The organism is Halostagnicola bangensis (genome assembly GCF_054653435.1).
In genome coordinates this window covers 283,688-301,483 of sequence record NZ_BAAIGG010000001.1, presented here as the reverse complement: position 1 = coordinate 301,483, position 17,796 = coordinate 283,688, and the positions used below count along the sequence as shown (strand labels likewise).

The 17,796-nt window shown below is 59.5% G+C and carries 15 protein-coding genes; 14 read left to right on the top strand and 1 reads right to left on the bottom strand.

Annotated elements, in window-relative coordinates; genetic code table 11:
• Positions 1 to 978: 978 nt before the first annotated feature.
• From ACYQ14_RS01400 to ACYQ14_RS01380, 5 genes are all read left to right on the top strand, one after another.
• Complete coding sequence (locus ACYQ14_RS01400; protein ID WP_459884109.1) at positions 979 to 1,716, top strand: sugar phosphate isomerase/epimerase family protein; 738 nt, start codon at positions 979 to 981, stop codon at positions 1,714 to 1,716.
• A gap of 68 nt (positions 1,717 to 1,784) precedes the next feature.
• Positions 1,785 to 2,888 carry a Gfo/Idh/MocA family protein gene (locus tag ACYQ14_RS01395; protein ID WP_459884106.1) on the top strand — a complete coding sequence of 368 codons (1,104 nt, stop codon included), beginning with the start codon at positions 1,785 to 1,787 and terminating at the stop codon, positions 2,886 to 2,888.
• A gap of 89 nt (positions 2,889 to 2,977) precedes the next feature.
• Positions 2,978 to 4,060 carry a Gfo/Idh/MocA family protein gene (locus ACYQ14_RS01390; protein ID WP_459884103.1) on the top strand — a complete coding sequence of 361 codons (1,083 nt, stop codon included), beginning with the start codon at positions 2,978 to 2,980 and terminating at the stop codon, positions 4,058 to 4,060.
• Positions 4,061 to 4,131: 71 nt separating this feature from the next.
• Positions 4,132 to 4,923, top strand: coding sequence for an IclR family transcriptional regulator (locus ACYQ14_RS01385; protein ID WP_459884100.1), 792 nt, complete (start codon positions 4,132 to 4,134; stop codon positions 4,921 to 4,923).
• Positions 4,924 to 5,232: 309 nt separating this feature from the next.
• A complete protein-coding gene (locus ACYQ14_RS01380) occupies positions 5,233 to 5,367 on the top strand; it encodes a glycoside hydrolase family 2 protein (protein WP_459884098.1) in 135 nt (44 codons plus the stop codon).
• Positions 5,368 to 5,442: 75 nt separating this feature from the next.
• Here the strand turns inward: ACYQ14_RS01380 and ACYQ14_RS01375 are convergent, their stop codons facing one another.
• Positions 5,443 to 6,408, bottom strand: a complete 966-nt coding sequence (locus ACYQ14_RS01375) for a mannonate dehydratase (protein ID WP_459884095.1) — start codon at positions 6,406 to 6,408, stop codon at positions 5,443 to 5,445.
• A 258-nt stretch (positions 6,409 to 6,666) separates the two neighbouring features.
• On the opposite strand from ACYQ14_RS01375, the gene ACYQ14_RS01370 reads away from it, so the two are divergent.
• The 9 genes from ACYQ14_RS01370 (at position 6,667) to ACYQ14_RS01330 (ending at position 17,749) form a co-directional block, all read left to right on the top strand.
• On the top strand, positions 6,667 to 7,548 hold the full coding sequence (locus tag ACYQ14_RS01370; protein ID WP_459884092.1) for an NAD-dependent epimerase/dehydratase family protein: 882 nt from the start codon (positions 6,667 to 6,669) through the stop codon (positions 7,546 to 7,548).
• 390 nt (positions 7,549 to 7,938) lie between these two features.
• Complete coding sequence (locus ACYQ14_RS01365) at positions 7,939 to 8,235, top strand: hypothetical protein (protein WP_459884089.1); 297 nt, start codon at positions 7,939 to 7,941, stop codon at positions 8,233 to 8,235.
• A gap of 97 nt (positions 8,236 to 8,332) precedes the next feature.
• On the top strand, positions 8,333 to 9,268 hold the full coding sequence (locus ACYQ14_RS01360; protein ID WP_459884086.1) for a HEAT repeat domain-containing protein: 936 nt from the start codon (positions 8,333 to 8,335) through the stop codon (positions 9,266 to 9,268).
• A gap of 93 nt (positions 9,269 to 9,361) precedes the next feature.
• A complete protein-coding gene (locus ACYQ14_RS01355) occupies positions 9,362 to 11,086 on the top strand; it encodes an ABC transporter substrate-binding protein (RefSeq protein WP_459884083.1) in 1,725 nt (574 codons plus the stop codon).
• 28 nt (positions 11,087 to 11,114) lie between these two features.
• Positions 11,115 to 12,125 carry an ABC transporter permease gene (locus tag ACYQ14_RS01350; RefSeq protein WP_459884080.1) on the top strand — a complete coding sequence of 337 codons (1,011 nt, stop codon included), beginning with the start codon at positions 11,115 to 11,117 and terminating at the stop codon, positions 12,123 to 12,125.
• The gene (locus tag ACYQ14_RS01345) at positions 12,106 to 13,176 is read left to right on the top strand and encodes an ABC transporter permease (protein ID WP_459884077.1); all 1,071 of its coding nucleotides are present in this window, start codon (positions 12,106 to 12,108) and stop codon (positions 13,174 to 13,176) included. Before ACYQ14_RS01350 ends, ACYQ14_RS01345 begins: the two co-directional genes overlap by 20 nt.
• Positions 13,173 to 14,354, top strand: a complete 1,182-nt coding sequence (locus ACYQ14_RS01340; protein WP_459884074.1) for an ABC transporter ATP-binding protein — start codon at positions 13,173 to 13,175, stop codon at positions 14,352 to 14,354. The genes ACYQ14_RS01345 and ACYQ14_RS01340 overlap by 4 nt, the downstream gene beginning before the upstream one ends.
• The gene (locus tag ACYQ14_RS01335; RefSeq protein ID WP_459884071.1) at positions 14,351 to 15,442 is read left to right on the top strand and encodes an ABC transporter ATP-binding protein; all 1,092 of its coding nucleotides are present in this window, start codon (positions 14,351 to 14,353) and stop codon (positions 15,440 to 15,442) included. The genes ACYQ14_RS01340 and ACYQ14_RS01335 overlap by 4 nt, the downstream gene beginning before the upstream one ends.
• Before the next feature lie 105 nt (positions 15,443 to 15,547).
• Positions 15,548 to 17,749, top strand: coding sequence for a glycoside hydrolase family 3 N-terminal domain-containing protein (locus ACYQ14_RS01330; RefSeq protein WP_459884068.1), 2,202 nt, complete (start codon positions 15,548 to 15,550; stop codon positions 17,747 to 17,749).
• Positions 17,750 to 17,796 lie beyond the last annotated feature (47 nt).

The following is a 17,796-nucleotide window of genomic DNA, read 5'->3' as shown; positions in this document are numbered from 1 at the left end:
TGCACAGAGAGTGATTATTGGGTCGCTCGACTGTTTCTGGCTGCCTCAACAGAGATATCTTTGACACAATGCTCCTATTGGCTCTTATTTGATGTTTACTTCTCTCTTGAACCAGTACGTTATTTGGCAATTGAGCGACTCGTATACAGTGTCCTAATCTCCTTGTGTCACACGCTCCATCCCTTGCCGAAGTAATAGATGTAATTCACCTCGAGCATAACACGAGTCACCATCAGACTGTTCTATATCTGTGTGAGTTGATAGATAGAACGTAATTTATTTGTCTGTAAAGTATTTCGAACCCATATAGATCAAATAGATTATATCAAACCGGTGATTGGTTCACGAGGTGGTACAACTGGACTCACCTTTTACAATTACCTGTCAACAGGGTATTGTTATCTATTACGACCATATGAGTGTAATAATTCCCGTTCGGCTCATCACGATTTTGTGCGGGAAGATAAATCGAATTCGCCTCTTCGATCAGCGCTCGCAGAATCTGGACTGACGAGTCTAGTTGCTCGGTTCATGTGGCCATCCCAGTTGCCGTCGCCTGGTGCTCAACCGATCGGGACCGTCTGCAATCGTTTACTATTAGGAAACATCTGAAATCGTACTCGGATCCGTTGGTACGCGAATTCTTTTCGCTGGTTTACGGGCGAGTGCGCGATTATCTCTCGAAAGCCCCGCGGTTTTGATTACAGGCATAGGCTTGTAATCGTAACGTTTCGACCTCACTTTCCTCCCGCACAGCGAGACACCACTCACAAAAAATCGTATGTTTCCCAATAGTAAACGACTGACGAACGTCGTCCCATCCGTGCAGTGATGAATCGAGAACAGAGGCTGGTGAAGCCGAATCACCTGAATTGGGTGGCTTCTCTCGAGACGGTATCCCCGTTTCCGTCCTTCCGGTACCATCGTCCTATCACTCTCATCACAAGAACTATCACTGACGTTGCCGATGCGTGTCACATGGCACAGACTGCGATTCAACTGTATTCGCTTCGCGAACTCGAGGAACCGCTTCCCGACGTACTGAACGAAATCGACGAGACGTCGTTCGACGGCGTCGAATTTGCACATCGGATCCGTGACGCGGACGGAACGGAAGTTGCTCGAGCCCTCGAACGGACAGGACTCACTCCGGCTTCGGCCCACGTCGACCTCGAGTCCCTGGAGGACGATGTCTCGTCGACGGTCAAGTTCTACGACCGCCTCGGATGTGACACGTTCGTCGTCCCGTATCTCGACGAGTCCCACTTCGAGTCGCTCGAGGCAGTCGAATCGACGGCGAACCGGCTGTCCGCCGTCGCGAGCGACCTCTCGGAGCGCGGAGTCGACCTCCACTATCATAACCACGAACACGAGTTCGTCACCTGTGGCGAACGGACTGCGATGGCCGAACTGCTCAAGCAAACAGGCGATGTCGTCGGGTTCGAACTCGATCTGGGCTGGGCGAACGTGGGCGGCGTCGATCCGGTTGCGTTCCTCGAGCGATACGAGGAACGGATCTCGCTCGTTCACCTCGCGGACGCCGAGACGGATTCGGGTTCGCCGACGGAACTCGGCGAAGGCGACCTCGATCTCGAGGGGTGTCTCGAGGCCGTTGAGCGCGCGAACGTTGAGTGGGGCATTTACGAACACGATCGGCCGACTGATCCGCGTCGATCGCTCTCCCACGGCGCTGAGACGCTCGATCGGCTTCGGTGACCGAACGGAACACCGTATGGGAAAACACTAAGCGGCTGTATTGTGATTGTTCGAGCCGTGATCGTCCTATGAGAGAGTATACTGTCGCAATCGTCGGGACGGGACCCGATCCGGCGACGCCAACGGTCGACGGATTCGCAATGGGGTATCGTCACGCGGAAGCGTATCAAAACAGCGATCGGTGCGAGATCGTCGCCTGTGCGGACATCGTTCCGGAAAACGCCGATGCGTTCGCGACGGAGTTCGACGTTCCGACCGCTCGAGTCTACGAGGACTATCGAGAGCTACTCCGAGAGGTCGAACCCGATATCGTGAGCGTAACGGTTCCTCCGCAGATTCACGAGGACATCGTCGTGGACTGTGCGCGGAGCGACGTCGTCGAAGCGATTCACTGCGAGAAACCGATGGCCCACACGTGGGCGAGCGCCTGCCGAATGGTACGGGAGTGTTCGCGTCGCGAGGTGCAACTGACGTTCAATAGACAGCGGCGATTCGGTCGCGTCTTCACGGAAGCAGACCGACTCGTCGAGGAGGGAACGATCGGAGAACTCCGACGAATCGAAATCGGGTGGGGTGACTTTTACGATACGGGGGCACACACGATCGATCTGGCCGGGATGTTCACCGACGATTGCTCTCCGGAATGGGTCATCGCTCAACTGGATTACCGCGACGAAGACGTCCGCTTTGGAGCGCATCAGGAGAATCAGATGTGGGCCCAGTGGCGCTATTCAAACGGCGTCCACGGCAGTCTCTCGACCGGGGCCGGCAATGGGATGCTCGAGTCGGCGTTCGTCCTCCGCGGAACCGACGGAGCCGTCCGTATCGACGTCGAGGACGGGCCGATGGTCGCACTCGACCGAAACGGAACGAGGGAATCGATCGACGTCGGCGAGGAAACCATACACGCCTCCGGTCTCGAGGAGGATCGGTTCGGCTCACTCTTTCACGACCGAGCCGTCGATCACCTGCTCGAGTGTCTCGACACCGGCGAGGAACCCGCGATTAGCGGACGAGTCGGTCTCAACACGGCGGAGATTCTGTTCGCCGGATACGAATCGGTTCGCAAGCGCGGGCGCGTCGACCTTCCGCTGTTGATCGACGACAACCCGCTCGAGTCCATGGTTTCATCGGGCGAACTGACGCCCGAACCGCAGTCCGAGGACGACTGAGGAGGGTCAAAGGTTCCACCGAAGAGCCGATTAGTGACCGCCGACGGCCGAGACGCAACTTTATTTCCCTCGATGCGAACAGGGTAGTTATGACCGCAAACCGGGACCAACTGACGATCGGGATCGTGGGGGTGGGAACCCACGGGATGAATCACGCGCGGGTCCTTCGTGATCTCGGCCACGAGGTGATCGCCGCCGACGCGGATCCGATGACTCGAGCGACGTTCGAATCCGAGTTTGAGACGGATCCGTACGAGAACCCCTCGGAGTTGTTTGAGAGCGATGTCGAGGCGGTGATCATTTCGACGCCGACGAAGTTTCACGAACCGGTCGCCACCTCGGCGTTCGAGGCCGGACTCGACGTACTCGTCGAAAAGCCGCTGGCGCACACCCTCACCAGTGCAGAGCGCATCGCGGATGCAGCAAAGCGGACGGACCAAATCTGTATGGTCGGATTTCACCACCGGTTTCGAAACGCTTGCACCGTTCTCGAGGAGTACATCGAGGAAGGGTATCTCGGGGACGTCACCCACATCGACGCCAAGTTCATTCGACGGCGAGGCGTTCCCGGTCGCGGGACGTGGTACACCTCTGATGAAATCGCCGGCGGCGGTGCGCTCATGGATGTCGGGAGTCACGCACTCGATCTGCTCTTTAGCTTCTACGACTGGCCGACGATCGAAAACGTCCTCGCCACGGCGAACGCGGAGTTCGGCGGGCAGGAATCGTACGCCTACCTGCACATGTGGGGCGAGGATAGCGAGGCTCGGATGTACGACGTCGAGGACTCGGTGAACGCCTTCCTCGAGTTCGATGACGGGCGAACGGCCGACATTGAGATCGCCTGGGCGGCGAACACGCAATCGGTTCACAGCTACGACGTCCGCGGAACGGAGGCCGGCGCATCGCTCGATATTACGAATACACTCGAGGAAATCGATCCGACCGGCAGCCGTCAGAACACCCTTGAGCTCTACGAAGTTCGGAACGGTGTCGTCGATCACTTCGTCGATTCCGAGGTCGTCTGCCCGAGGAACGATCCCTACCGCGATGAGCTCTCGACGTTCCTCGACGCCGTCGTTTCCGGGTCGCGTCCTGAACGGAACAACGTCCACCAGGCGCTTTCCGTTCAACGGGCGATCGATCGTCTCTACGACGAAGTCGACTACTAATTCGAACGGCAGTCCGAGACGGTATCGAATTCCCGCCACGCTTATTCGCTCCCCTTCCGTCGGCTATCGACATGAACGAACGCCAGGCGGATACCGGGAAGACGATCCAGTCGATCGAAACCATGATTCGTCTGCTCGATGTTATTCGTCGCCGCGAATCGGTCGGCGTCACCGAGCTTGCGAACGAAGTCGGCCGCTCGAAGAGTACCGTCCATCACTACCTCAGAACCCTCGAGTTGTACGATTGCCTCGAAAAATCGGACGGAACCTATCAGCTCGGGCTGCGTTTCCTGACCTACGGGGGCCAGGCTCGCTTTCGACAGCGAATCTACCAGTTGGCTAAGAGCGATGTGGATCAGCTCGCCGCCGAAACGGGTGAGCAGGTTCGGCTTGTGGTCGAGCGCGGCGGTCACGGGATCACGATCTATCAGGCCGAAGGCGAGCACCTCGACTACCCGCGTTCGTACGTCGGCTCCGTCGACGAACTCCACTGTACCGCCGCCGGAAAGGCGTTTCTCGCCGCGCTTTCGCCGGATAGAGTCGCCGAGCTGTTGGCCGAAACCGAACTGGTCGGATACACCGAGAATACGATCACCGATAAAGACGTTCTCCTCGAGGAACTGGAACAGATTCGATCACGCGAAGTCGCGTACGACGACGAGGAGCGAACCGAGGGGATTCGGTGTGTCGCGGTGGCGATTACGAGCCGATCCGGCGAACTGCTCGGCGCGATTAGCGTCTCCGGACCAACGGACCGGCTGACGGACGAACGGTTCCGGTCTAAAATTCCGAGTCAGCTTCAGAATATCGTCGGCGTGGTCGAAATAAATACCACCTATTCTGACTGGGCGGACGGTGTTTGATAGGAGGGCGGACGCCGTTTGATGGGGGTGGACAGCGTTTGATGAGCACTCGATGGCTAATAGTAACCTCGCTCCCGTTCGGGCTATTTTGGCCAAATCCCATTTCTGGAGACCGCGACCGGTTCCCTTCAGAGCGATACTGCCTTTTCGAGACCGTCAGAACGTTGGAATCGGTCGTTGTTCGGACCTAATTTGATGCAACGAGTATCGACACGGTCTCGTTCTCGAAGAATTCAAACACTTGTCACTAACCCGTATTGAGTTGACACGATCGTTCAATGGCCGGGCGATATCAATCGAACCGAAGAGTTGGCACTGTTCGTAACTCTCGAGACACCGACTCTCCCCGGCCAGTTTTCGGATATCCGCTTCTATCTGGTACCCGGTAAGGGGTCAGTAGTGAGTTCGAAATCGCGTCAAGACCGCCGGAACCCGGAGCGATAGTCGGAGAGGGCTCTTACTCGATTCGCTGTAATACATAATACCAAGAGCGGAACGACCGGTTGCCGTTCTCGATTGCTACCGGTTGTCGTCCCCGACCTGCTCGAGCAACCCCTTCATGTACCCAATCGCGAACAATCGTCCCATCGTTTCGTAGCCGGGGTTCTCGTTCGTCTCGCCGGTCATCGTGGGAACGTGATCCGGCCGTGCGGGGCCGTCAAATCCGATGTCTTCGTACGCCTCCATTGCGGCGAGCATGTCCGTCGGGCCGTCGTCGTGCCACGTTTCGACGAAGCCGTCGGCATCGCCCTCGACGTCCCTGAAGTGGACGAAATTGATTCGGTCGCCCAGCCGCCGAATCGCCGACGGCACATCGACGCCCATCGCGGCAAAGTTACCCTGACAGAACGTGACGCCGTTGTGTTCACTGTCGACGATATCGAGCGCGCGTTCGTACGCCTCGACGCTGTTGATGATCCGCGGAACGCCCCGAACCTCCTCTCGCGGCGGGTCGTCGGGGTGGAGTCCCAGTTTCACGCCCGCTTTCTCTGCGACGGGGACGACTCGCTCGAGGAAGTACTCGAGGTTCGCCCAGAGTTCTTCGGCGGTAATCGGCGGGATATCCGGCTTCGGTCCGCGACTCATCTGTTCGTTATCGTAGGCGGTCGTGAGCGATCCCCCTCGAGACGGAACCGAGGTCGCGGTCCGAGCCCAGCGGATGCCGGCCATCCAGTCGTAGCAGACGACGGGAACGTCGAGTCGGCCCAGATTTCGAAGGAATCTACAGAAGTCGTCGATCTCCTCGTCTCGACCGGGTTTTCCGAGCCGGGTGGTGTCGGTCAGCGGAACGCTCCCCTCGATCACGCTGAGGTCTATTTCGGCGTGTTCGAAGCGGTTCTTCCACCGCAAGAGCGTATCGTAGTCGGTCGGTCGACGTCCGTCACCGATCTCGAGGGTGTGAACGACAGCGTTCGTGACGCCCATCTGTGCGGCGATCTCCCAGCGATCGTCTGTCGTCGGCGGAAGTGTGAGAGCGAGATCCATGTGGCATTCACGCGATGTAGCCGGGCATTTTATTCGATTCGCCTTATATCTTCCTTTGCTGGAGATCGAATTTAGACCGGTCATCGGCTCCCGCCTTCGCAACTATGGCGCCCACACACCTCGATATCTGCACATCCCACCGTTCGCACATCCCGATGGCCGCACACCACGTTTCCCGTGAACCGTCCAACGTTGGATCCCCCCGCGACGAGGTGGAGAGACGATACCTATAATTGCGTGTCTCGAAAAAGGAAGGGTATGACTATCGAGCAAGTTGCAGTTACCGGCGGCAACGGAAAGATCGGCGAGGCGATTCTCGCCGAGTTCGCGGACAACGGGTACGGTACCATCAACATTTCCCGAGGGAAACGCCGTGAAGAGAGCTCGGACACCTTCCAGTCGGTAGATCTGTTAGATGCTGGTGCGGTGTACGGCTCGCTCGCGCGGACGGACGCCGACGCCGTCGTCCACATGGGAACGATTCCGGGTCCGACGGATCATCCGGGGTTCGAGACCTACGAGAGCAACGTCCAGTCGGCCTACCACGTCCTCGAGGCCGCGACGAACCTCGGCCTCGAGTCGGTCGTGCTCCCCTCGAGTATCAACGCGATGGGTGCCGCCTATCAGGACGCGCCGACCGACGTTCGATACCTTCCGGTCGACGAGGAACATCCCCTGACGCCCCGAGATCCGTACGCCGTCAGCAAGCACGCGATGGAGGTCACCGCGGACGGGTTCGCTCGAAACTCCGACGCGCCGACGATTTCGTCGCTTCGGTATCCGTGGGTCGGAACCGACGAGGAGCTCCGAGAGACGTTCGTCGACGCGGATCGGTCGCTCGAGGGGCTCGAGGACGCGTGGCACCACACGACGCGGGACGTTCTGTTCTCGTATCTTCACATCGAGGACGCCGCGTCGATCGCGCGGCTGGCCGCCGAGGCGTCGTTCGACGGGCACGAGCGGTTCTGGGCGGTTGCGGGGGACACGTCGGCGGCGGTAGATTCGGCAGAGTTGGTGGACCTGTACTATCCGGATGCGACGGTGCGAGCGGGGCTCGAAGGGCACCAATCGCTGATTTCGACCGAGAAAGCTCGCCGGATCCTCGGCTGGGAGCCGGAGCGAAGTTGGCGTACCGTCTAGTCGCACATTCGTGTTTGATCGTCTCCGATAGCAGACCTCTCTGATTTCAATCAACTATGGTGGAAATAACGGGGGATCAGCATCGGTTCGTTGTTCAGTTCGTTCTGAATCCTGAAAACGGTATTAAGGGGGCTTCAACGCCCATCTCTCAAAAAATTACGACAACGCTACAATTTGTGAGTACTGTTTCGAGATTACACGAATACACGTACAAACAATCGTCTTCGGAAGAGAACCGTAAGCGGGTGGGGGGTACCTAACGGTGATCCCATATTTGAGTTCATGGCACTCCATCAACAATAACGACAGCATTCGGGATATTGATATGTTTTCCCACGGTATCCGATCGCGCCTCGAGCACCGGCGGGCGCACAACATTTATGAAACGAAGTGATAACAGAGTACTATGAACCGGACAACCGCACACTCGGAACGGATCCCGTTTCGATGAGTTCCCAACAGTCCACTCGTGAGTTGTTCTGGGATATCGTCAGCGACTACCACCGGCTGTTCATGGCGCTTTTGTACATCAATATCACGCTTCTCGTTCTGATGGCCGTCGCCATCATCCTCGGTGCATTGGGAACCGAGGCGTACGTTATCTCCGTGATCAACGTCGTGCTCCTCAGCGGAACATCGATATTGATCGGATTCGTTACGTGGCGTTCGAAAAATCGCGGAGATTGAGTCCGCGTGAGACCTCGAGCGGCCATCGCCCGAAAATCACGACTAAACCGCACAATTGTTCGGGAATTATTTACGATTGTAGCTGGTTGCTATTCCTATGGAAGAAGAGCACGCCGTAGGGTCAGCCGAAGGGAAACCCGTCTCCTGCGACCCGGACCGTACGGATATCGAGACCCTCGAGTCCATGCTCAGGGACGAACGCGGACAGACGCGAAAGAACGCCCTCGATGCTGTACTCCGAATCGGTAAATCGGAGCCGGATCGAGTAACGCCGCTGGCGGATACCATCGTCGATCGACTCGACGATTCGTTTCTCGTCGCCCAAATGACCGCGGCGGACGCGGTTTCGACGCTTGCAACACGCCGACCGGATGCCGTCTCTCACGGGCGGGTACAACTTCTCAGTTTGCTCGATGAGGATCCGCCACTCCTGCGCTCTCGAGCGGCGCGTGCGGTTTCACACCTCGTTGATGCGGACCCGGCACAGTTTGTCGAGCACAGCGAGCGTTTTTTCGACATCCTTCGAAACGGACCGACGGTCGAGACGGGAACGGAATCGTTGCTGACTGGCGACGAGCCGTCTCTCGAGGAGCAAAAGGCGGCTCGCCAGCTACGCCGAAATCGTGGGCAGGCGCTGTCGAACGACAAACAGCGCTCGGTATACGTACGCCGTGTCGCTGCGGAAAGTCTCGGTTCGGTTGCTCAGGTTGATCCGGAATCGTGTTCGCGGCAGGTTTCTGACTGCGTGAATCTTTTCGAGGACGAACAGGCGCGGGTTCGCGGCGAAGCGGTTGATGTTGTCCGCCACGTCGCAGAATGGAATCCGGGTGCTGTTGGGGAAGCTATCGATCCGCTCACGAATCGGCTCGACGACGAGGCCGAGTTCGTACGGGCTCGAGCGATTCGGGCGCTCGGGTTCGCCGAAGCGACGCAAACGGTCCCGCAACTCGAGGCCGCCGCAGCGGCCGAGTCGTCGGATTCCGTTGCGGAACTGGCCGCGACGACCGCGGAATGGCTCGAAAACCGGGCGTGAGCGTCCCCTTTCGAACGCGCGTTCTCAGAATTTACTATAATTATATAGATCATTAGAAACATTTATGTGCGTTGCCATACCATGACAATCAGTATGGGTGAAGACCATATCGACAGGGATTACTGTGAGCTAGTATCACGCCGTACATTCATAGCAGCGACAGGTGTTGCCGGTTCCGCCGCGCTCGCGGGCTGTTATGGAAGCGGGGATGACGGTAACTGGTTCAATACTGCACAGGTCGAACACGAGGTCGGCCAGTACCAGTACAATCCACATGAGTGGGGCGGCTTTACGCACGCTTCGTTCGGCCTCTTCGACGAATACGCGCAGTATCTCGTCGGGGAAGACGAGTTCTACCCGCACTTCGTCGAGGAGTGGGAGACCGACGAAGGAGAAATGACGTTACACTTGCGCGACGATTACACGTGGGGCAATGGTGATGATATTACGGCGGATGACATCGTTATGCAACTCGAGATCGGCGAAGCGCTGGACTCGAACCTCTGGGAGTTCGCGGACGACGTCGAGGCGACGGACGACCACACCGTCGTCATCTCCTACTCGGAGGGGACGAACACAGATATCATCGAACACACTGTGCTCAACGAAAGCCTCGACCATCCCCCAGCCGATTGGGTGGAGATCCACGAGGCGATTCAAGACGGTGATGACGTCGATATCTTCGGGCACGAGATCGAAGAACCCACGCCCTCGGGCCCGATCGAGTTATCGAACACGACCGATTCCTACCACGAGTACACGATTCGAGACGACCATCCGCTCGCGGACAACTACGATTGGGAGGGGTACCGGATGGAATACCGATCCGAAAACCAGGCGGCACACCAGTCCTTCCAACAGCAGGATCTCGACGGGATCCACAGTCTCTTCGCGGATCCCGAAATTATGGACACGTTCCCCGATAGTCTGGAGGAGATTCAGATCCCGGGCGGGTTCGGATTCGGCGTCGCTTTCAACTACGACGACGAGCACTACGGCGATCGGGAGGTGCGGCAGGCGTTCATGCACGCGCTCGACCGCGATCTCGTCATCGAAAACATCGGGGAGTCGACCAGCATCAAACACGACGCGCCGACCGGGTTGACGGCGGTCGCAAACGACGAGTGGTTCGGCGATCCGACGGATCAGTACGAGCCGTACGAACACGACCTCGATCGGGTCGAAGAGCTCCTCGAGAGCGCGGGCTACGAACGGAACGGCGACGATATTTGGGAGCGCGATGGCGAGGTTCTCGAGGCCAATATCATCGTCGCCTCGAGCTGGAGCGACTGGGTGACGATGGCGAGTACCTGCGCCGATCAGCTGTCTCAGGCCGGTTTCGACTCCTCGGCGGACACCCGCGGCGAAGGTGCCTGGTACGAACTGATGGCCGACGGCGATTTTCAGGTTACGGCCTACGGCCATACGCAGGGCGGGGATCCGGCGATGAACCATCCGTTCTTTGCGCTCCGGTGGAAGCTCCTCAACCGGGAACACGACAGCGACTCCTCGTTTTACAACTACCCCGAGGAGGTAACCGTGCCCGAGATGGACGGCGACGGAGAAATGACCGTCGACTTCAACGAGGAGTTCGAAGCGCTTGCGGCGACCAACGACGAAGTGGAGATGCAGGAGATCGTCGAACGACTCGCGTGGGTCGTCAATCAGGATGTCCCGTTGGCGATTATTCAGGAAAAGTACGAGCAGACGTTCATCGACAGAGAGATGTGGGATATTCCGGACGAATCGGAGCACTTCCAGAGCTACTGGCCGCTCTGGTGGCTCCCGAAAGTGGACGATATGAGTGCTGCACAATGAAAACGGATCGTACGACCGCGTTCACGCTATGAATTGGGTGCTCAAACGGACTGGACAGTCGGTGTTTACCGTCTGGGCCGTCGCGACGGTCTCGTTCGGCCTGATTCGACTGATGCCCGGCGGAGCGGAGGATATCATCGTCGCGCGAATCCACGAAAGCCAGGGCTCGGACGTTCCGGCGGAAGTGATCAGAGAACAGGTACAGCACCGGATCAACATCGATCCGAACGCGCCGATTCACGAGGCCTACCTGCAGTACATGGGCGGGCTCGTTCGTGGGGATTTCGGCCATTCGGTGTATCTAAACAGGGACGTCGCCACGATTCTGGCGGAGGCGCTCCCGTGGACGATATTCCTCATGGCGATCAGCACGCTACTCACCTTCGGGCTGGCGCTCTCGCTCGGGGCGATGATGGCCTACAAAGAAGGAACCAGGTTCGACATCTCTCAGACCGGGGTCGCGATACTGACGACGTCGATCCCGTACTACGTCGCCGCCGTGTTGTTCATCGCGTACCTCGGAAACAGGACGTCGATCTTCCCCGCACGGGGTCGGTACCCTGCGGTCGTCGAACCCGGGTTTACCATCCAGTTCATCGTCGGCTCCTTTCACCACGCGATTCTCCCTGCGGCATCCTTCGTACTGACAGTGTACGGCCTGACCGCCCTCGCGATGCGCGGCAACAGCATCCAGGTACTCGGGGAGGACTACGTGCGCGTCGCTCGCCTCCGTGGCCTCTCCGACAGGCGAATCGCCCTGCGGTACGTCGGTCGCAACGCCGTGCTTCCGATGTACACGAGTCTCCTCATTTCGATCGGGTTCATGTTCGGCGGTTCGATCATTCTCGAGGAACTCTTCCAGTATCCCGGTATCGGCTACTACATGTATCAGGCCATCGAGTACCAGGATATGCCCCTGATGATGGGGACGTTCCTGGTTATCACGGTGGCCGTCGTCATCGCCTTGTTCGTCGGCGATGCGACCTACAGCAAACTGGATCCGCGGATCAAATCGGGTGATGACAGTGAGTCCTACTGAGAGGGATCGAGAGCCCCAGACGGACGGTGGCGAGATGTTCGCCACCGCCGAGCTCACCCAGATCAGTCGACGACAACGGTACGGTGAGTGGTTTCAGGAGGCGGTTCGAGAACCGTTCTCGATCGCTTGGGAAGACTGGCGGATGAAAGTCGGGCTGACGATCATTCTCGGGTTCATCGCCATGGCTGCTCTCGCCTGGGTTTCGTCCTCGACGTTCTGGGTTCTCGAGAACGTGACGATCCTCGAGGAACCGATCTCGAATCAGGGGCCACAGTCCCTGCAACCGTTCGAGAGCTCGGACCACCTGCTCGGCACGGACAATCAGGGTCGCGACATCCTCGCCGGAGTCGTCCACGCGACGCCGATGATGTTACAGATGATCCTCGCGGGTGCCGTGTTCGCGACCGTGATGGCGACTGCAGTCGGGACGGTCGCCGGCTACAAAGGCGGGACGACCGAACGAATCCTCATGACGATCAGCGACGTGGCCATGACGATTCCCGGACTGCCGCTGGTGATCGTCCTGGTCGTGCTGATCAATCCGCAGAACCCCTGGTTCATCGGAATCATCATCACGATCAACGTCTGGGCCGGAATCGCGCGAACGATTCACTCGCAGGTGTTGACGCTCCGCGAGCACTCCTACGTCGAAGCCTCCCGAACGATGGGGATCAGTACGCCGAGGGTGATACAGAAAGACATCCTGCCGAATCTGATGCCGTACATCACCGTCAACTTCGTCTACTCGGCTCGTCGGGTCATCTACGACAGCGTCGCGCTGTACTTTCTGGGCATCCTCTCGTTCCAGACCGTCGAAAACTGGGGCGTGATGATGAACCTCGCCTACCAAACGGCGGGAGCGCTGTACAACCCGGCGACGACGTACATGCTGATCATCCCGATGATTCCGATCATCGTGCTTTCGTTCGGCCTGATTCTGTTCGCACAGGGGACGGACCGCCTGTTCAATCCGCGCGTTCGGACGCGCCAGAGCGGACGAACCGAACCGACAGAAGACGCCGATGACGACACGCCACGAGTTCCACAATGAGTACGTACGAACGATCACAACACGATCGAGCACTGTACGAGACGGCCGACCCGGTCATCGAGCTCCGGGACGCGGAGGTCGTCTTCGAGATGGATCGCGGAGTCTCCCGCGTTCTCGACAACGTCACCCTCGACATCCAGCGAAACGAGGTGCTCGGGATCGTCGGCGAGAGCGGGAGCGGCAAATCCATGCTCGCGTCCGCGATGTTAGACGCCGTCGTCGACCCCGGCGTTCTGTCGGGTCAGGTAACGTACCACCCGGCGGACGGCCACCCCGTCGACGTGCTCGAGCTCAGCGAACGGGAACTACTCAAACACCGCTGGGAGGACATTTCGATGGTGTTCCAGGGAGCGATGAGTTCGTTCAACCCGACGATGGAGGTCGGCGCGCACTTCGAGGAAACGATCGAGGCTCACGACTACGATATCGGAGCCGGAATGGACCGCGCTCGAGAACTGCTCGAGGATCTGTACCTCGATCCGGATCGCGTCCTCCCATCGTATCCCCACGAACTCAGCGGCGGGATGAAACAGCGGGCGCTCATCGCGCTCTCGCTGGTGTTGGAACCGGACGTCCTCGTCATGGACGAGCCGACCGCCGCGCTCGACTTACTGATGCAACGGTCGATCCTCTCGTTGCTCGAGTCGCTCAAAGAAAAGTACGACCTGACGCTGATCTTCATCACGCACGACCTCCCGCTGGTCGCGGAACTGGCGGATCGACTCGCCGTGATGTACGCGTTCGAACTCGTCGAAATCGGGGCTACGGAGGAAATCCTCCGGCGGGGTTCCCACCCCTACACGCGGTCGCTGTTGAACGCGACGCCGAACCTCGACGCCCCGCTCGAGGAGATGCGCCCGATCGAGGGGGCGGCACCCGACCCGGTCGACGTGCCGTCGGGCTGTTCGTACAACCCCCGGTGTCCGCTCGCGGACGACGAGTGCGTCGCCTCGGACCCTGCGTTTCAGGCCGTTTCCGACGAACACAGTGTTGCCTGCTATCACTGGCAGGACGCTCCGGACGCGATTCCGTTTAACGTGGAGGTGGAGGCGGCGGAAGATTGCCCACAAACCGATAAGGAGGGTGAGCGTCTACCAGACGAGAGAACGGCGGACTCGAGCGAACCCGAACCCCAGCAAGCAGAGAATCGTGCGGAAACGGACGGTGGTGACCAATGAGCGGGAGCGATCAACACCTCGTCTCGCTCGAGGGCGTCGAAGTCCACTTCGAGGAGAGCACTGGCTTACTCGATTTCGGCGATCCGGATGTCGTCCGGGCCGTCGACGGCGTCAGCCTCGATATCGAGCAAAACGACGTGGTGGCACTCGTCGGCGAGTCCGGGTGTGGGAAAACGACCCTCGGCAAAACCGCAATCGGTCTCCAGCGGCCGACCGGTGGGAGCGTCCGTTATCGCGGCCAGGACATCTGGGACGCGAAAGACGGGCGCGGCGACGTCGAGATTTCCTACGCCGATATACGGCGCTCGCTCCAGATCATCCATCAGGATCCGGGGAGTTCGCTCAATCCCAATCGGCGCGTGCTGAAGATCCTCGAGGCACCGTTAAAGCGGTGGCAGTCGGGGATGAGCGCGGGAGATCGACGGCGGGAAGTCCTGTCGATGCTCGAGCGCGTCGGCATGACGCCGGCCAAAGACTACGCCGGACGATATCCACACCAGCTTTCCGGCGGGGAAAAACAGCGCGTTGCACTCGTCAGGGCGCTGTTGATGGATCCGGACCTCATCCTCGCGGACGAGGCGATCAGCGCGCTCGACGTCTCGTTGCGCGTCGAGATGATGGACCTCATGCTCGAGTTGCAGGATCAGTTCGACACCTCTTTTGTCGCCGTCTCCCACGACCTCTCGAACGCGCGGTACTTCGCCGCCCACGGCGAGGGTCGAATTGGCGTTATGTACCTCGGCCAGCTCGTCGAAATCGGACCGGCCGAAGAGATAATATCCAATCCGAAACACCCCTACACGAAGGTCCTTAGATGGGCCACGCCCGACCTCCGTGCGGGAACCGACTCGAGCGAGCCGCCGGTTCGACGGATCGATATTCCGGATCCGAAGAACCCGCCGTCGGGCTGTCGGTTTCATACGCGCTGTCCAGAGGCTCGCGAGTGGTGTCCGCGCGAACAACCGGAGCCGATCGACGTCGACACAGACCACGAGGTCGCCTGCTTCCGCGAAGACGAGGACCACGAGTACTGGTCGAGTCCAGCACTCGAGGACGAACAAGCCGCCGGGTCAGCGCGGTCGGACTGATCGATAGCGATCGGAATTGATCGGCGTCGCTCGAAGCGATTCCGGCGAAGGTCGGCGGTTGTTCGTCCGTCGAATTTATGTGCCGTGCAATCAATTACCAGTCGTATGACTCAGCAGGTTAGCCCCGCGTCGAGAGACATCAGTATTCAGGAATTGATTGACGAGTTGTCCCTTCCGCAAAAAGTCGGACAGCTCGTCGGAACGTACGTCGGATCGATGGACCGAGATATCAGCCTCGAGGACGCACGGGAGATGGTTATCGACTCCCACGTCGGAACGGTCGCCGCGTTCGGAATCGGCGTTTCGAACCATCACGACCCAGTCCGCGTGGCCAAGATGGCGAACGAACTCCAGCGGACCGCACTTGAGGAGACTGAACACGGCATTCCGCTCTTGCTCCCCGTCGACGCCGTTCACGGCCACGCGTACGTAAACGGTGCGACGATATTCCCCCACGGACTCGGCGTCGCTGCGACGCGAAACACCGACCACGCATTCGGCGCAGGGGCGATTACGGCGACCGAGATGCGAGCCACCGGCGCGAACGTCAACTACGGACCCACCTGCGACGTTGCCAGGGACCCGCGCTGGGGCCGAACGTTCGAAACGTACGGAGAGAGCCCGCTCCTGTGTGGCGCGTTCGCCGGGGCGACCGTTCGGGGCCTCGAGTCCGCCGAAAACGGGCCTCGAGTTGCCGCGACGGTAAAACACTTCCCAGCCTACGGCGACCCGGAAGCCGGCGAGGATGCCGCCGTCGTTGATCGGTCGCCAACCACCGTCCACCAGCAGTTGCTCCCTCCGTTTCGGGAAGCGATCGACGCCGGCGGCTCGCTCGTAATGCCGTGTTACAACTCGATTGACGGCGAACCGGCCCACGGCTCGCGGCGGTACCTGACCGAACTTCTCCGGGAACGACTCGGCTTCGACGGAGCCGTGGTCTCCGACTGGGGCGGCGTGGACATGCTCCATGAGGATCACCGCGTTACCGCGTCACAACGCGATTCGGCGAGAACGGCTCTCGAGGCCGGCCTGGATCAGATTTCAATCGGACGACGGGCGTATGCCGACCACCTCGTGTCTCTCGTCGACGACGGCGAACTTTCGGAGGGACGGATCAACGAGGCGGTTCGACGGATCCTCGAACTGAAACAGAATCTCGATCTGTTCGAAAACCCCTACGTCGACATTGACCGAGAGACGTCGGTTCTGGGGGCGGACAACCATCGAGAACGGGCGTATCAGGCCGCACTCGAGTCACAAACGCTGTTGAAAAACGAGGAGGATCTCCTCCCGTTGTCGCCGGACCTCGACTCGATTCTGGTCGCGGGGCCGAACGCGGATTCGCTTCGAAACCAGTACGGCGGCTGGAGCGTCCAACAGCCCGAACCCGATTCCGGCGTGACCGTTCGAGAGGGAATCGAACGGGCCGTCGGACCCGACGCGACGGTTCGATACGAACAGGGCGCGACGACGACCAAAGTAGTCGACCTCGAGGCCGCGTCCAGTAGTGCGGAAGGGTCGGACGTGGCCGTGCTCGCTCTCGGGGAGAACTGGTACTTCCACGAATTCGGTCCGCAGGAACTCGTCGGAACCACCGGCGAGAATCCGACCCGTTCGCAACTCGAGTTACCGTCCGCACAACGGGAGTTGCTCGAAGCGGTTTGGAAAACCGGGACGCCGACCGTTCTGGTGTTGATTACTGGGCGTCCGCTTTCGATCCCCTGGGCGGACGAACACGTTCCCGCGATCGTCCAATCCTACTATCCGGGAAGCGAAGGCGGGCGCGCCGTTTCCGACGTGCTATTCGGGAAACGCAACCCGTCCGGTCGGTTGCCGATCAGCGTGCCTCGCTCGACGGGTCACCTACCGACGCGGTTCAACCACCTCGCGCATCCGACCCCGATCGGGAGCGACGAACACCCCGAAACCTACGACCCGCTTTACGAGTTCGGTCACGGAGAAAGTTACACGGAGTTCGCCTGTGAGAATCTCGAGGTCGGGAACGATGAAATCGGCTCCGCGGAGTCGGTAACCGCCCGAATCACCGTCGAGAACGTCGGCGACCGGGCGGGAACACGAGCGCTCGATTTTTTCCTTCGGGACCGCGTGAGTTCACGGGTGAGGCCCGTCAGGGAACACGTCGGCTTTACGACGGTCGATCTCGAGCCCGGCGCGGCGGCGACGGCTGGAATCACCGTTCCAAACGAGTCGCTCGCCGTAACCGACTCGAGGGGTCGAATGACCGTCGAATCGGGCACGTTCGAGGTTTCGTGTGCCGGAGAAACGACGTCGTTCGACGTTCGATGAGTCGGCGTTCGCCGGGTTGGAGTTCCCGACGTGACTCAGCGGCGACC

Excerpts from the sequence above, each read along its gene's own strand:
- ACYQ14_RS01395 (WP_459884106.1), top strand. The coding sequence starts at position 1,785 with ATGAGAGAGTATACTGTCGCAATCGTCGGGACGGGACCCGATCCGGCG.
- ACYQ14_RS01390 (WP_459884103.1), top strand. The coding sequence starts at position 2,978 with ATGACCGCAAACCGGGACCAACTGACGATCGGGATCGTGGGGGTGGGA.
- ACYQ14_RS01335 (WP_459884071.1), top strand. The coding sequence starts at position 14,351 with ATGAGCGGGAGCGATCAACACCTCGTCTCGCTCGAGGGCGTCGAAGTC.
- ACYQ14_RS01360 (WP_459884086.1), top strand. The coding sequence starts at position 8,333 with ATGGAAGAAGAGCACGCCGTAGGGTCAGCCGAAGGGAAACCCGTCTCC.
- ACYQ14_RS01330 (WP_459884068.1), top strand. The coding sequence starts at position 15,548 with ATGACTCAGCAGGTTAGCCCCGCGTCGAGAGACATCAGTATTCAGGAA.
- ACYQ14_RS01375 (WP_459884095.1), bottom strand. The coding sequence starts at position 6,408 with ATGGATCTCGCTCTCACACTTCCGCCGACGACAGACGATCGCTGGGAG.
- ACYQ14_RS01385 (WP_459884100.1), top strand. The coding sequence starts at position 4,132 with ATGAACGAACGCCAGGCGGATACCGGGAAGACGATCCAGTCGATCGAA.
- ACYQ14_RS01350 (WP_459884080.1), top strand. The coding sequence starts at position 11,115 with ATGAATTGGGTGCTCAAACGGACTGGACAGTCGGTGTTTACCGTCTGG.
- ACYQ14_RS01355 (WP_459884083.1), top strand. The coding sequence starts at position 9,362 with ATGGGTGAAGACCATATCGACAGGGATTACTGTGAGCTAGTATCACGC.
- ACYQ14_RS01370 (WP_459884092.1), top strand. The coding sequence starts at position 6,667 with ATGACTATCGAGCAAGTTGCAGTTACCGGCGGCAACGGAAAGATCGGC.
- ACYQ14_RS01400 (WP_459884109.1), top strand. The coding sequence starts at position 979 with ATGGCACAGACTGCGATTCAACTGTATTCGCTTCGCGAACTCGAGGAA.
- ACYQ14_RS01345 (WP_459884077.1), top strand. The coding sequence starts at position 12,106 with ATGACAGTGAGTCCTACTGAGAGGGATCGAGAGCCCCAGACGGACGGT.
- ACYQ14_RS01340 (WP_459884074.1), top strand. The coding sequence starts at position 13,173 with ATGAGTACGTACGAACGATCACAACACGATCGAGCACTGTACGAGACG.